We start from the raw sequence: 13,919 nt of genomic DNA, 5'->3' as shown, positions 1-13,919 counted from the left end.
ACATCCGCCTGCAGAACGGCGTGACCGACGGGCTGGTCCGCCTCAGCGCGGGCATTGAGGATGCGACGGACTTGCTGGCGGATATCGCGCGGGCGCTGCCTTAACGCGCCCAGGGCGCGTCCACCTCCGTGCTCACGCCATAGCGCTCCAGCCCCTTGGCATGCAGCGCCGGAGAAATCGACCGCAGCGCGGCAATTGCCACGTGGTACCGGTCGATCTCGAAGAAGCGCCGCAGCGCCGCGCGCGTATCGCTGCGCCCGAAGCCATCCGTGCCCAGGGCGGTGAACGGCGCGGGCAGGTACGACGCGATAAGCTGCGCATAGGCCCGCACGTAATCGGTCGCGGCAATGACCGGGGTTGCGCCCGGCAGGCAGCGCTGCAAATGGCTTTCCGTTTCGCCACCGCTGGCGAACAGGCTGGCGCGCTCGCATTCGCGGGCGTCCCTGGCCAGTTCGGAGAAGCTGGTCACGCTCCAGATCTCTGACTTGATATCCCAGTCGCTCGCCAGCAGGTCCGCGGCGGCGATGACTTCGCGCAGGATGGCGCCCGAGCCGAGCAGCCTCACGCTGGTGGCGGCGCCTTCGGGTCCGCGCGTGCCGTAAAGGTACATGCCCTTGATCACGTCGTCATGCGCGTCCTCGCGTAACGGCGCCTGCACGTAGTTCTCGTTGTTGACGGTCAGGTAGTAGAACTCGTCGCGCTGTTCTTCCAGCATGCTGCGCGCGCCGTGATGGATGATGACCGCAGCCTCGCTGGCGAAGGCCGGATCGTAGGCGCGGCAGTTCGGCACCGTGGCCGCAATCAGCTGGCTGGTGCCGTCCTGGTGCTGCAGGCCTTCGCCGGCAAGGGTGGTACGCCCGGCCGTGGCGCCGATCAGGAAGCCCCGCGCGCGCTGGTCCGCCGCCGCCCAGATCAGGTCGCCGACGCGCTGGAAGCCAAACATCGAGTAATAGATGTAGAACGGCAGCATGGCCACGCCGCTCACGCTGTATGACGTGGCCGCGGCCGTCCACGAGGCCAGCGCCCCGGCTTCGGTAATGCCCTCTTCCAGCAACTGCCCTTGCTGGCTTTCCTTGTAGTACAGCATCGAACCGGCATCCTCCGGCTCGTAGAGCTGGCCCATGGGCGAGTAGATGCCGATCTGCCGGAACAGGTTGGCCATGCCAAAGGTGCGCGCCTCGTCCGCCACGATAGGCACCACCCGCGGGCCGACGGTCTTGTCCTTGATCAGGTTGGTGAACAGCCGGACCACGCCGGTGGTGGTGGCGACCGCGCGGTCGTCCGGCTCCATGGCGAAGCGGCCGTACTGCATCAGTTCCGGCATGCGCAGCGCGGGCGCGGTTCGCGCACGCGCCGGCAGGTAACCGCCCAGCGCCTGGCGGCGCGCGCGGAGGTAGGCCATCTCGGGACTGTCCTCGGCCGGCTTGCAGAAACGCAGCGCCGCCACGGCATCGTCGTCCAGCGGCAGCGCAAAGCGGTCGCGGAAGGCCAGCAGCGCGTCGATGTCCAGCTTCTTCTGCTGGTGCGCCGTCATGCGGGATTCGCCCGCCTCGCCCATGCCGTAGCCCTTCTTGGTCTTGGCGAGGATCACCGTCGGCCGGTCCTTGTGTTCCTGCGCGGCGCGGAATGCGGCATACAGCTTGCGGAAATCGTGCCCGCCCCGGCGCAGCGCATCGATATCCGCGCTGCTCATGCTGGCGGCCAGCGCTTTCAGTTCGGGGTCGCGGTTGAAGAAGTGCGCGAGGTTGTAATCGCCATCCTTGGCGCCAAGGTTCTGGTATTCGCCATCCACCATCGCGGCGAAGCGCCGCAGCAGCGCGTGGCTGGTATCCCGGGCGAACAGGGCATCCCACTCGGAACCCCAGACCACCTTGACCACGTTCCAGCCGGCGCCGCTGAACAGCGCTTCCAGCTCATTGATCACCTGCCCGTTGCCGCGCACCGGGCCATCCAGGCGCTGCAGGTTGCAGTTGATCACGAAGGTCAGGTTGTCCAGCTTCTCGCGCGCGGCGAGCGAGAGCGCGGCGAGCGATTCCGGCTCATCCATTTCGCCGTCGCCGAACACGCCCCAGACGCGGCGCGCCGCGGTGTCGGCAATGCCGCGATGGCCGAGGTAGCGCAGGAAGCGCGCCTGGTAGATGGCGCTGATCGGGCCAATGCCCATCGAGCCGGTCGGGAACTGCCAGAAATCCGGCATCAGCCAGGGGTGCGGATAGGAGGAGAGTCCACCGCCGCCTGTTTCCTGCCGGTAGCTGGCGAGCTGGGCTTCGGACAGCCGTCCTTCGAGGAAGGCGCGCGCATAGACACCCGGCGCGGAATGCGGCTGGAAGTAGACCAGGTCGCCCTTGCGCTCGCCCTCGTCCGCGCGGAAGAAGTGATTGAAGCCCACCTCGAAGATCTCGGCGGCGGAAGCATAGCTGGCCAGGTGGCCGCCAAGCTCCCCATAGGCCTTGTTGGCGCGGACCACCATGGCCAGCGCATTCCAGCGGATGATCGACGTCAGTTTTTGCTCGAGCGCCAGGTCGCCGGGATAGCGTTGCTGTTCGCCCACGCCAATCGTGTTCTGGTAGGCCGAGTACGGATTCGCCCTTGGCCCCAGGCCGAGATGGCTCGCATGCTCGGCAAGGCGTTCCAGCAGGAAGCGCGCGCGCGGGGCACCGCTGGCGCGGAAGACGCCGGCCAGGGCGTCGAGCCATTCGCGGGTCTCTTCGTGGTCGGGGTCGTGGCTTTGGCCTGAGGCAATCTCGATGGCGGCGGGCTTTTGCAGGGCACTCATTGCGGTCTCCGTGGGCTTCGTTCTTCTGTATCCGGCGACAGCGTCAAGGATGCCGCGAATCGAGGAATTCATTGTAGGGAGGAGGCCGCGGCAGAAGCTGCCGAATTGGCAAGCGACACCGGCCACTGGCAGCGTAGCGTGCTGCGGCTGGGCCGCTGGCAGCGCAACGTGCTGCGGGGACAGGCGCGCTGGCTGCAAGTGGCGGCGGATGGGCTTGGCGTATCGCGGCCTCAGGCTACGACAGGTGCATCGGCCGGGAGGAAGACGGATGCAGCGACGCCAAAACGGGCAGCGAGGGCCCGAATCTGGCGCACGTTGAGTTCGCGGCGCCCTTTCAGGATTTCCGAAACCACGCCCTGGCTACCGATTTCGGGGACTTGTGCCTGCGTAAGGTGGTGCTGCTCCATCAGAAATCGCAAGGCATCCACGCCGCTTACGGCAGGAAATGCGTAGTGTGCCTGGTCGTAGTCTGCAATCAACTCACCGAGCGTCGCGACCAGATCCGCCAGAGGATGCGATTCGTCTGCCGCGCCCGCATCGAGCAGTGCGTTCATGACGTTGACGGCCTCGTGATAATCACGTTCAGTCCGGATGGGGTGCAGGGGTACGACTTCGGACAAAGCGCGGAAGTGAGCGGTCAGTGCAGCCACGTTCAAGAGGGCTTCCATTCGTCGTACTCCTTGTGAGTCAGGACTTCGCGCACGTAGAGCATCTGGCGGTCGAAGTGAATCGCGGTGATGAGACGGTATTTGTTGCCACCAAAGTCGAAGACGTAGAAATTTCCCACACGATCGGTAGCGTCAAAGGTTGCCTTCAAGTGGGCATAGCTGCCGAAGCTGGTGGCCTCGACCAGTTTGCGCCAAGCCTGTAAGGGTACTTTGGCATCCGGATATCGGGCCGCGAAATCCACCAGGGTTTTGTTAGAGATCACGCGCATGACGGCAGTGTATCTCAAATTGAGATTACCCGCGCAAGGGCCAGTATTACCGCCGGCTAGCCTTAGCCAGCAGGACGGCTGTGGCTGAACGCCACCACCAGGCCGGCCGAGTCATCCTGGACCGTGCCATCGGCATGTATCAAGCACCACTCATGCTCGATAGGCATTCTCAGACGCTTGCCCGCGCCTGAGCCACCGCAGCGCAGACTTGGCCCTGATCACGCCCACGCCATCCTCAATGTCGATGTTGGCGCCATAGCGTCGAATCGTCTGCCTTTATACTGCGGCATGGCCTACGATCTCACCGACAAACTCGTCATCGGCATCTCGTCCCGAGCGCTATTCGACCTCGAGCACGAGAACGGTATCTATCAATCCGAAGGCGTGGCTTCCTACTCCGCCTACCAGCGCCAGCATGAGGACGAGCCCCTGCTGCCGGGCACGGCCTTCCCGCTGGTGCAGGCGCTGCTCGAACTCAATCACCTGATCCCGGACCGCAGGCTGGTCGAGGTGGTGGTGATCTCACGCAATTCGCCCGACACCGGGCTGCGCGCGTTCAACGCCATCGAGACGCATCGGCTGGACATCACCCGCGCGGCCTTCACCGGCGGCGAGCCGATCTCTCGATACCTGCAAGCCTTCAAGGTAGACCTGTTCCTCTCGCGCGAAGCCTCCGACGTACAGGCCGCCATCGACGGTGGCGTGGCCGCGGCCCAGCTTTACGCCGCGCCCGCCGACTATCACGCCCCCGCCGGCCAGATCCGCATCGCCTTCGACGGCGACGCCGTGCTGTTCTCGCCCGAGTCCGAGCAGATTTTCAAGCAGAAAGGGCTGGAGGCCTTTACCCGGCATGAGCAGAAACACCGCCACAAGGCCATGGCCGAAGGGCCGTTCGCCAAGCTGCTGCTCCGGCTGGCGGAGATCCAGTCGCATTTCGAGCCGGGACAGTGCCCGGTGCGCATCGCCATCGTGACTGCGCGCAACAGCCCGGCGCACACGCGGGTGGTGCATACCTTGCGGGCGTGGAACGTCAGCATCGACGAGGCGTTCTTCCTGGGCGGGCTGCCCAAGGACCAGGTCCTGCAGGCCTTCGGCGCGCATATGTTCTTCGATGACCAGGAGGGACATGTGGAACTGGCTTCGGCGGTGGTGCCGTCGGGGCGGGTACCTTATAAGGGCGGCGAACTGGGCGGCGGCAAGCGGCGTACGGCTGCGCGCAAGCGCGTGACGAACCCGCGGGCCGATGCGCCCCCTGTAGACACGTCTGAGTCCGCTGCCTCTTCCGTTGAATGAAAACGTTCGCCCTTTACCTCGTCACTGCCTGCGCGGAAATCCTCGGCTGCTATCTGCCTTACCTGTGGTTGCGCCAGGGCGCCAGCGCCTGGATCCTGATCCCCGGCGCCCTGGCGCTGGTGTTGTTTGCCTGGCTGCTGTCGTTGCACCCGGACGCGTCCGGGCGGGTCTATGCGGCTTATGGCGGGATTTACATCGCGGTCGCTATCGCGTGGTTATGGCTGGTGGATGGGGTGCGGCCCAGCCACTGGGATCTGGCCGGGGTGGCGGTGGCAATTGCGGGCATGGCGATTATCGTGTTCCAGCCACGGTGAGATAAAGCGGGCATGGATAGGTACGAGGCTGCAGGCACGGCCTCGCTATAATGAACGCCGCGCCCCCCCGCGGACGGCACTTTTTTCTTTGGCGGCCCGCCGTTGCCTGACTCATATGATGACCCTGATTGAAGCGTTCGGTCTTGTCGAACGTCTGCCTGCCAGAGAACGCCTTATTGTTGGCCGCCCTGACGAGAAACGCACGTACTGGTCCTCCGGGAGCATTGAGAGCGCGGACCTGGTGAAAGACCTTGACCCGAGCGTCATTCAAGCCGTCGACGAGTTCCGCGCTGGCAACGGCAATCTCAGGGTCATCATCTTCAGAAAAGGCGATGCCGTCGATCTCGTGGTGGCGATGGGCGTCGACTCCCTGGACGCCATTGCAGATGCGCTTGCGATTGCCGATCAGGAGCGGGCGCGCCGCCGCACTCGCTGACCGGCACGGTGCATCCGGGGCCGCTCAGGCCGCCACGCGCACCGCCTCGCCCCGATACCGGGCCAGCAGCTCCGCCCGGCGTGCCGCCACTTTTTCCATATTGGCTTCCTTGACATGCCCGAAGCCACGGATGTCGTCGGGCAGGCTGGCCAGCGCCACCGCCGTGTCCAGGCGATCGGCACTCAACGTTGCGCCAAACTCTTCCACCATGGCGATGTAATCCTCGATCAGTTTGCGCTCCGCGCGCCGCTCGGCGGTCTTGCCGAACACGTCGAAGGCGGTGCCGCGCAAGCCCTTGGCGCGTGCCAGCAAACGGAATGCGGTCAGCATGGCCGGGCCGAAGCGGCGCTTGACCAGGTGGCCATGCGAGTCCTGCTTGGCCAGCAGCGGGGGGGCCAGGTGGAAGCTGAGCTGGTAGTCACGGCCAGGTTCGCCTTCGAACTGCGCGCGCAGTTTGTCCAGGAAGGCGGGGTCGGCGTACAGGCGGGCGACCTCGTACTCATCCTTGTAGGCCATCAGCTTGGCCAGGTTGTGCGCCACGGCTTCGCTGAGCGGCAGGCGGGCATTGGCACCCACGCGCGTCTCGGCGGCGCGCACGCCGTCGACCACGGCACGGTACCGGGCGGCGTATGCCGGGTTCTGGTAGGCCGTGAGCAGCGCTTCGCGCTGGCGGATGACGCTATCGAGCGTTTCCGGCATGGCCACCACCTGCGCGCGCGGCGCCATTTGCAATTGCGCGCTCAGCGCCGCTTCGCCATGGTGCGCCAGATAGCGCCCCCAGTCGAAGGCCAGCAGGTTCTTCTCGACCGACACGCCGTTCAGCTCGATGGCCCGCACCAGGCTGTCACGCTGCAGCGGCACCCAGCCTTTCTGCCAGGCAAAGCCGAGCAGCAGCGGGTTGGAGTAGATCGAATCGGCCAGGAGCTTCACGGCCCAGGCATTGGCATCGATAAAGTCGCAGGCTTCGCCGACGCTGGCGCGCAGGTCTTGCTCGGCCGAGGCGCCCGGGAACTTCCAGTTCGGGTTTTTGATGAAGTCGGCGGTCGGCGTGTTGGCGCTATTGATGGCGGCCGCCGTCACGTCGACGCGGGTCTTGGACAGGACTTCGGGCGAGGCCGAGACGATGGCGTCGCAGCCGATCACCAGCCGCGCCTCGCCAGTGGCGATACGGGTAGCATGCAGCGCGGCGGGAGTCGGCGCAATCTGCACATGGCTGATCACCGCGCCCCCCTTCTGCGCCAGGCCGGCCATGTCGAGCACGGTCACGCCCTTTTGCTCCAGGTGGGCAGCCATGCCGAGCAGGCCGCCGATGGTGACCACGCCAGTGCCGCCGACACCCGTTACCAGCACGCCGTAGGGCCGCTCGAGCATGGGCAGCGCCGGCTGCGGCAGCGCGCTGAAATCGGCGCCCGCGCCCTTGCCGCCCGCCGCGGCCGGCTTGCGCACCTGAGCGCCTTCAGCCGTGACAAAACTCGGGCAGAAGCCGTTGACGCAGGAGAAGTCCTTGTTGCAGGAGGACTGGTTGATCTTGCGCTTGGTGCCCAGCGGCGTTTCCAGCGGCTCCACCGACAGGCAGTTGGACTTGACCGAGCAATCGCCGCAGCCTTCGCAGACCGCGTCGTTGATGAAGGCGCGCTTGGCGGGATCGGCCATGGTGCCGCGCTTGCGGCGGCGGCGCTTCTCGGTGGCGCAGGTCTGGTCGTAGATCAGGATGGTGACGCCGGCGGTGTCGCGCAGCTGGACCTGGATGTCGTCGAGCTGGTCGCGGTGATGCACCGTGACGCCGCCGGGCAACATGCTGCCGTCGCCGTATTTCTCCGGCTCGTCGGTCACCACCACGATCTTGCTGGCGCCTTCGGCCAGCACCTGGTGCGCAATCTGCGGCACGGTCAGCACGCCGTCCACGGGCTGGCCGCCGGTCATCGCCACGGCATCGTTGAAGAGGATCTTGTAGGTGATGCAGGCCTTGGACGCGATGGCCGCGCGGATCGCCAGCAGGCCCGAGTGGAAGTAAGTGCCGTCGCCAAGGTTGACGAACACATGCTTCTCGCCGGTGAAATGCATCTGGCCGGTCCACGCCACGCCTTCGCCGCCCATCTGGCTGAAGGTGTCGGTATTGCGGTCCATCCACATCGCCATATAGTGGCAGCCGATGCCGGCGAGCGCGCGCGAGCCTTCGGGCACGCGGGTGGACGTGTTGTGCGGGCAGCCCGAGCAGAACCAGGGCTTGCGCTCCACCGAGATACGCGGGCGCGCGGCTTCGCGCTCCTTGGCCTCGATCAGCGCCACGCGCGCGGCGATGCGTTCGCGCACGTCAGACGGCAGGTCGCTCTTCTCCAGCCGGGTGGCGATGGCCTTGGCGATCAGCGCCGGCGATAGCTCATAGTGCGCCGGCAGCAGCCAGTTGCCGCGCGGTAGCGACCATTCGCCGCCGTGGTTGCCGCGCTCGTCGAACTTGCCGTAGACCTTGGGGCGCACGTCGTCGCGCCAGTTGTAGAGCTCTTCCTTGAGCGCGTATTCGAGGATCTGGCGCTTTTCTTCCACCACCAGGATCTCTTCCAGGCCGGTGGCGAAGTCGCGCGCGTCGTGCGCGTCCAGCGGCCACACGCAGCCCACCTTGAACACGCGGATGCCGATGCGGCGGCAGGTGTCGTCGTCCAGGCCGAGGTCCGACAGCGCCTGGCGCACGTCGAGGTAGGCCTTGCCGGCGGTCATGATGCCGAAGCGCGCGTTGGGCGAATCCAGCACCACGCGGTTGAGCTTGTTGGCGCGGATGTAGGCCAGTGCCGCATACCATTTGTGGTCGAGCAGGCGGGCTTCCTGCGCCAGCGGCGGGTCGGGCCAGCGGATATTGAGGCCGCCTTCCGGCATGGCGAAGTCCTCCGGCAGCACGATCTTCACGCGATCGGGATCGACTTCGACCGAGGCCGTGGATTCCACCACATCGGTCACGCATTTCATCGACACCCACAGGCCGGAGTAGCGGCTCATGGCCCAGCCATGCAGGCCATAGTCGAGGTATTCCTGCACATTGGACGGATACAGCACCGGGATGCCGGAAGCCAGCAGCACGTGTTCGGACTGGTGCGCCACCGAGGACGACTTGGCGGCGTGGTCGTCGCCCGCCAGCACCAGCACGCCGCCATGCTTCGCCGAGCCGGCGGAATTGGCGTGCTTGAGCACGTCGATGGAACGGTCCACGCCCGGGCCCTTGCCGTACCACATCGAGAACACGCCGTCGCGGGTGCCGTGCGGGAACAGATTGACCTGCTGGGTGCCCCACACGGCGGTGGCCGCCAGGTCCTCGTTCACGCCGGGCTGGAACACCACGTCGCTGGCGGCCAGGTGCTTCTTGGCCTTCCACAGCGCCTGGTCCACCCCGCCCAGCGGCGAGCCGCGATAGCCCGAGATAAAGCCGGCGGTATTCAGCCCGGCAGCGCGGTCGCGCGCCTTTTGCAGCATGGGCAGGCGCACCAGCGCCTGGGTGCCGCTGAGATAGACGCGGCCTTTTTCCAGGGTGTATTTGTCGTCGAGGGTAACCGACGCCAGGGCATCTTGCTGGGCTTGGGATAGGGGGGCATTCATCGATGCTGTCTCCGTACGCTCTTATGGGGCTGGAGCTGAGTGTAGGAAGGCGCGCCGATATCGTAAAATCACGAATTCAGAGAGCTGGTATCTGAAAAACACATAGCTGGAGCGCACATGGCGAAAGAACGGCACGGCAAGGAAGAAGGCGGGCAGCGCATTGCCAAGGAAATCACCTTGCGGCAGTTCCGCTACTTCTCGGCGGCGGCGGAAACCGGGCAGTTCTCGATGGCTGCCACGGCCGAGCATGTGTCGCAATCGGCCATTACCAATGCCGTGCTGATGCTCGAGCAGCAGCTCGGCGTGCGTCTCTTCGATCGCTTGCCACACGGCGTGGCACTGACGGCGGAGGGCCACCGGCTACACCAGCGCGCCCGCCAGATCCTGGACGCCGTGCAGGACACCCTGCGCGAGCCGCGCTTCCAGGCGCACAACCTGCAGGGCAAAGTCCGGCTGGCGGCGTCCTATACCGTGCTGGGCTACCTGCTGCCGGGACTGCTGGCGCGCTTTCGCACCAACTATCCGGATGTGGATTTCGACCTGCACGACATGGACCGCCCGGGCATCGAGCAGGCCGTGCTGTCCGGGGAGATCGAGCTAGGCATCGGCCTGCTGTCCAATATCGAGAAGCTGCCGCGGTTTGCCCACCACACGGTAATCCGCTCGCGGCGGCAGCTCTGGGCGTCGCCGTCGCACCCTTTGCTGGCTCTGCCCCGCCTGACGCTGAAGGACATCGCGGCGCACCCCTACATCCTGCTCACGGTGGACGAAGGCGAGCGCTCCACGCTGCGCTACTGGCGCAGCAAGCGGCTGGCGCCGTCGATCGCATTTCGCACCAGTTCGATGGAAGCGCTGCGCGGCCTGGTGGCGCACGGCTTCGGCGTGACCGTGTTGTCCGACATGGTGTACCGCCCGTGGTCGCTGGAGGGCAGGCAGATCGAGGCAAGGCCGATTGCCGACGGCGTGCCGGACATGGAAGTCGGGCTGCTGTGGCAGCCCGGGCGCAAGCTGGAGAAGGCGGCGGACGCCCTGCGCGAGTTCCTGATCCACACCAGCGGCAGCTGACTGCGCCGCTGCGCCGCATCGCCACACCTGGTGTTCCAGATTGGAACACTGCCTCGCGCCGTGGCACATCGGCTACAGCCGGCATAGCCCGGCCAAGCGCCGTCTTTGCCCGGTTTCTGGCGTTCTCGCTCCGTAATGTCCGCCGGGCACAGCTCTTGCGGAAGGGTATCCGTGCGCAAACAAAGCGGCACGACACGCAGTACAGAGCGAAATCACAAATCGGAGCGAGACATGAACATGGCGGAAATCGCCCAGCTGGGCGTTGCGTATCCCTACAAGGAACAGTACGAGAACTATATCGGCGGCGCCTGGGTGGCCCCGGCCGATGGCCAGTACTTCGAAGCCATCTCGCCGGTCACCGGCAAGACCTTCACGCGCGTGCCGCGCTCCAACCAGAAGGACGTGGAAGCCGCGCTGGACGCAGCGCACCGCGCCAAGGGCACCTGGGGCCGTACCTCCACCACCGAGCGCGCCAACATCCTCAACCGCATCGCTGACCGCATCGAGGCCAACCTGGTCACGCTGGCGGTGGCCGAGACCATCGACAACGGCAAGCCCATCCGCGAAACCACGGCGGCCGACCTGCCGCTGGCGGTAGACCACTTCCGCTATTTCGCCGGCTGTATCCGGGCGCAGGAAGGCGGCATCTCCGAGATCGACCACGACACCGTGGCCTATCACTTCCATGAGCCCCTCGGCGTGGTCGGCCAGATCATCCCGTGGAATTTCCCGCTCCTGATGGCCACGTGGAAGCTGGCGCCCGCGCTGGCCGCCGGCAACTGCGTGGTGCTCAAGCCCGCGGAACAAACCCCGGCCTCGATCCTGGTGCTGATGGAAATCATCGGCGACCTGCTGCCGCCGGGCGTGCTCAATGTGATCAACGGCTTCGGCCTGGAAGCCGGCAAGCCGCTGGCATCCAGCTCTCGCATCAGCAAGATTGCCTTTACCGGCGAGACCACCACCGGCCGGCTGATCATGCAGTACGCCTCGCAGAACCTGATCCCGGTCACGCTGGAACTGGGGGGCAAGTCGCCGAACATCTTCTTCGAGGATGTGCTGTCCGCCGACGATGCCTACTTCGACAAGGCGCTGGAAGGCTTCGCCATGTTCGCGCTGAACCAGGGCGAAGTCTGCACCTGCCCGTCGCGCGCGCTGATCCAGGAATCGATCTACGAGCGCTTCATGGAACGCGCGCTCAAGCGCGTGGCGGCGATCAAGCAGGGCCACCCGCTCGACAAGGCCACCATGATCGGCGCGCAGGCCTCGCAGGAACAACTGGAAAAGATCCTCTCCTACATCGACCTGGGCAAGCAGGAAGGCGCGCAGTGCCTGATCGGCGGCGAGCGCAACGCGCTGGGCGGCGACCTGTCCAGCGGCTACTACGTCAAGCCCACGGTATTCGCCGGCCATAACAAGATGCGCATCTTCCAGGAAGAGATCTTTGGCCCGGTGGTTTCTGTCACCACCTTCAAGGATGAGGAGGAAGCGCTGGAAATCGCCAACGATACGCTCTACGGCCTGGGCGCCGGTGTATGGACACGCGATGGCGCGCGCGCCTTCCGCATGGGCCGCGGCATCCAGGCTGGCCGCGTGTGGACCAACTGCTATCACGCCTATCCGGCCCATGCGGCGTTCGGCGGCTACAAGCAATCCGGCATCGGGCGCGAGAACCATCGCATGATGCTGGATCACTACCAGCAGACCAAGAACCTGCTGGTGAGCTACAGCCCGAACGCGCTCGGCTTCTTTTGATATAGCGCAAGAATGGGCGTATCCGCCCATGCCATGATCGGCATGGTGCCCGGGCTGCCGGCCTCCTGCCGCGCAGCGCGGGCGTCCTTGCCAACAGCATCAGGAGTCGAGATGACAGCGATGATGAAAGCCGCCGTGGTGCGCGAGTTCGGCGCCCCGCTCACGATCGATGAAGTACCGGTGCCGCAACCTGGACGCGGCCAGATCCAGGTCAAGATTGAAGCCTCGGGCGTATGCCACACCGACCTGCACGCCGCCGAAGGCGACTGGCCGGTCAAGCCCACCCTGCCCTTTATCCCCGGCCACGAAGGCGTGGGCTATGTATCGGCGGTAGGCGCCGGCGTGACCCGCGTGAAGGAAGGCGACCGTGTCGGCGTGCCTTGGCTCTACAGCGCCTGCGGCTATTGCGAGCACTGCCTGCAGGGCTGGGAAACCCTGTGCGAAAAGCAGGAGAATACCGGTTATTCGGTCAACGGCGGCTATGGCGAATACGTGGTTGCCGATCCCAACTACGTAGGGCTGCTGCCTGACAGCGTGGGCTTTGTCGAGATCGCGCCCATCCTGTGCGCGGGCGTCACAGTCTACAAGGGCTTGAAAGTTACCGATACTCGCCCCGGGCAATGGGTGGTGATCTCCGGCATCGGCGGGCTTGGCCATGTGGCGGTGCAATATGCGCGCGCCATGGGCCTGCGCGTGGCGGCGGTGGATATCGACGACAAGAAACTCGATCTCGCCCGCAAGCTGGGGGCCGAGGTCACGGTCAATGCGCGTACGACCGATCCCGTGGCGTTCCTGCAAAAGGAAATCGGCGGCGCGCACGGCGCGCTGGTGACGGCGGTTTCGCCCAAGGCGTTCGGCCAGGCCATCGGCATGGTGCGGCGCGGCGGCACGGTTGCGCTGAACGGCTTGCCGCCGGGAGACTTCCCCACGCCGATTTTCGATGTGGTGCTCAAGGGCATTACCATCCGCGGCTCCATCGTCGGCACCCGCAGCGACCTGCAGGAATCACTCGACTTCGCCGCTCATGGGGCGGTCAAGGCTACCGTGTCCACCGCGCCGCTGGAGAAGATCAACGAGATCTTCACGCGCATGCGCGCCGGCGATATCGAAGGCCGGGTGGTGATGGACTTTGCTGCCTGAGGTTTGTGGCCTGAACGATCGCCTGAACGGTCTGTAGGCAAGGAGCCACCCGATGTCCAACGCTGATGCCACTTCACCCGACGCGGTGCAACGCGTCGTTGCCACCCCTGCCGCGCTTGCGCTGATCGAGCGCTTGCGCGCTCAGCATGGCGCGTTGATGTTCCACCAGTCAGGGGGGTGCTGCGATGGGAGCGCGCCGATGTGCTATCCGGATGGCGAGCTGATTATCGGCGATGCCGACGTTTGCCTCGGCGAGATTGGCGGCGCGCGGTTTTATATGACGCGGGCGCAGTTCGAGTACTGGCAGCATACGCGGCTGGTGATTGATGTGGTGGCGGGGTCGGGGGGGATGTTTTCGCTGGAGGGGCCGACGGGGATGCGGTTTTTGACGCGGTCGGAGTTGTTTAGCGATGAGGAGGCTGGGAGATTGGACTCAACTTCAACTTCAATTTCAACTTCAAAAGCCTAAAGTCAAAGGCGGTTTCACCCCCCTGCGGGGGGCGACCTACTTTCTTGTCTTGCCAAGAAAGTAGGCAAAGAAGGCGCGCCGGATGGGGCGACTTCCCCTCGTCGTCAGGCAAAAAGAGCGGCCGGGGGCCAAACTCGCATCGCCTTAAGGCG

At 65.4% G+C, this 13,919-nt stretch carries 12 protein-coding genes; 8 read left to right on the top strand and 4 right to left on the bottom strand.

The annotated features are described in order from the left end of the window. Nucleotides 1-20: 20 nt before the first annotated feature. On the top strand, nt 21-104 hold the full coding sequence (locus tag AC1DS6_RS29140; protein ID WP_477103712.1) for a PLP-dependent transferase: 84 nt from the start codon (nt 21-23) through the stop codon (nt 102-104). Here the strand turns inward: AC1DS6_RS29140 and mdeB are convergent. The 3 genes from mdeB to AC1DS6_RS29125 form a co-directional block, all read right to left on the bottom strand. Next, the gene (gene mdeB / locus AC1DS6_RS29135) at nt 101-2,776 is read right to left on the bottom strand and encodes an alpha-ketoglutarate dehydrogenase (RefSeq protein WP_477103683.1); all 2,676 of its coding nucleotides are present in this window, start codon (nt 2,774-2,776) and stop codon (nt 101-103) included. The two genes, AC1DS6_RS29140 and mdeB, sit on opposite strands and share 4 nt — an antisense overlap. Nucleotides 2,777-3,006: 230 nt before the next feature. Further along, nucleotides 3,007-3,444, bottom strand: a complete 438-nt coding sequence (locus AC1DS6_RS29130; RefSeq protein WP_441634975.1) for a helix-turn-helix domain-containing protein — start codon at nt 3,442-3,444, stop codon at nt 3,007-3,009. Continuing rightward, complete coding sequence (locus AC1DS6_RS29125) at nt 3,429-3,713, bottom strand: type II toxin-antitoxin system HigB family toxin (protein ID WP_477103682.1); 285 nt, start codon at nt 3,711-3,713, stop codon at nt 3,429-3,431. The genes AC1DS6_RS29130 and AC1DS6_RS29125 overlap by 16 nt, the downstream gene beginning before the upstream one ends. Before the next feature lie 288 nt (nt 3,714-4,001). On the opposite strand from AC1DS6_RS29125, the gene AC1DS6_RS29120 reads away from it, so the two are divergent. The 3 genes from AC1DS6_RS29120 (at nt 4,002) to AC1DS6_RS29110 (ending at nt 5,756) form a co-directional block, all read left to right on the top strand. Continuing rightward, nucleotides 4,002-5,006: a 5'-nucleotidase gene (locus AC1DS6_RS29120; RefSeq protein WP_441634971.1), complete on the top strand. Its 1,005-nt coding sequence runs from the start codon at nt 4,002-4,004 to the stop codon at nt 5,004-5,006. Next, complete coding sequence (locus tag AC1DS6_RS29115; protein ID WP_441634969.1) at nt 5,003-5,320, top strand: YnfA family protein; 318 nt, start codon at nt 5,003-5,005, stop codon at nt 5,318-5,320. The genes AC1DS6_RS29120 and AC1DS6_RS29115 overlap by 4 nt, the downstream gene beginning before the upstream one ends. Nucleotides 5,321-5,435: 115 nt before the next feature. After that, nucleotides 5,436-5,756, top strand: a complete 321-nt coding sequence (locus AC1DS6_RS29110; protein WP_441634967.1) for a hypothetical protein — start codon at nt 5,436-5,438, stop codon at nt 5,754-5,756. Between the two features lie 24 nt (nt 5,757-5,780). Here the strand turns inward: AC1DS6_RS29110 and AC1DS6_RS29105 are convergent, their stop codons facing one another. Next, nucleotides 5,781-9,341 carry an indolepyruvate ferredoxin oxidoreductase family protein gene (locus AC1DS6_RS29105; protein ID WP_477103681.1) on the bottom strand — a complete coding sequence of 1,187 codons (3,561 nt, stop codon included), beginning with the start codon at nt 9,339-9,341 and terminating at the stop codon, nt 5,781-5,783. 117 nt (nt 9,342-9,458) lie between these two features. On the opposite strand from AC1DS6_RS29105, the gene AC1DS6_RS29100 reads away from it, so the two are divergent. From AC1DS6_RS29100 to AC1DS6_RS29085, 4 genes are all read left to right on the top strand, one after another. Further along, nucleotides 9,459-10,406 carry a LysR family transcriptional regulator gene (locus AC1DS6_RS29100; RefSeq protein ID WP_441634963.1) on the top strand — a complete coding sequence of 316 codons (948 nt, stop codon included), beginning with the start codon at nt 9,459-9,461 and terminating at the stop codon, nt 10,404-10,406. A 231-nt stretch (nt 10,407-10,637) separates the two neighbouring features. Next, nucleotides 10,638-12,158, top strand: coding sequence for an aldehyde dehydrogenase (adh, locus tag AC1DS6_RS29095; protein ID WP_441634961.1), 1,521 nt, complete (start codon nt 10,638-10,640; stop codon nt 12,156-12,158). A gap of 111 nt (nt 12,159-12,269) precedes the next feature. Next, nucleotides 12,270-13,298, top strand: a complete 1,029-nt coding sequence (gene adhP, locus AC1DS6_RS29090) for an alcohol dehydrogenase AdhP (protein WP_477103680.1) — start codon at nt 12,270-12,272, stop codon at nt 13,296-13,298. Nucleotides 13,299-13,350: 52 nt separating this feature from the next. Then, nucleotides 13,351-13,767 carry a DUF779 domain-containing protein gene (locus AC1DS6_RS29085; protein WP_441634957.1) on the top strand — a complete coding sequence of 139 codons (417 nt, stop codon included), beginning with the start codon at nt 13,351-13,353 and terminating at the stop codon, nt 13,765-13,767. Nucleotides 13,768-13,919: the final 152 nt, after the last annotated feature.

It is taken from the genome of Cupriavidus sp. 05L310, from assembly GCF_056398185.1.
This window is presented reverse-complemented; position numbering and strand designations above follow the sequence as displayed.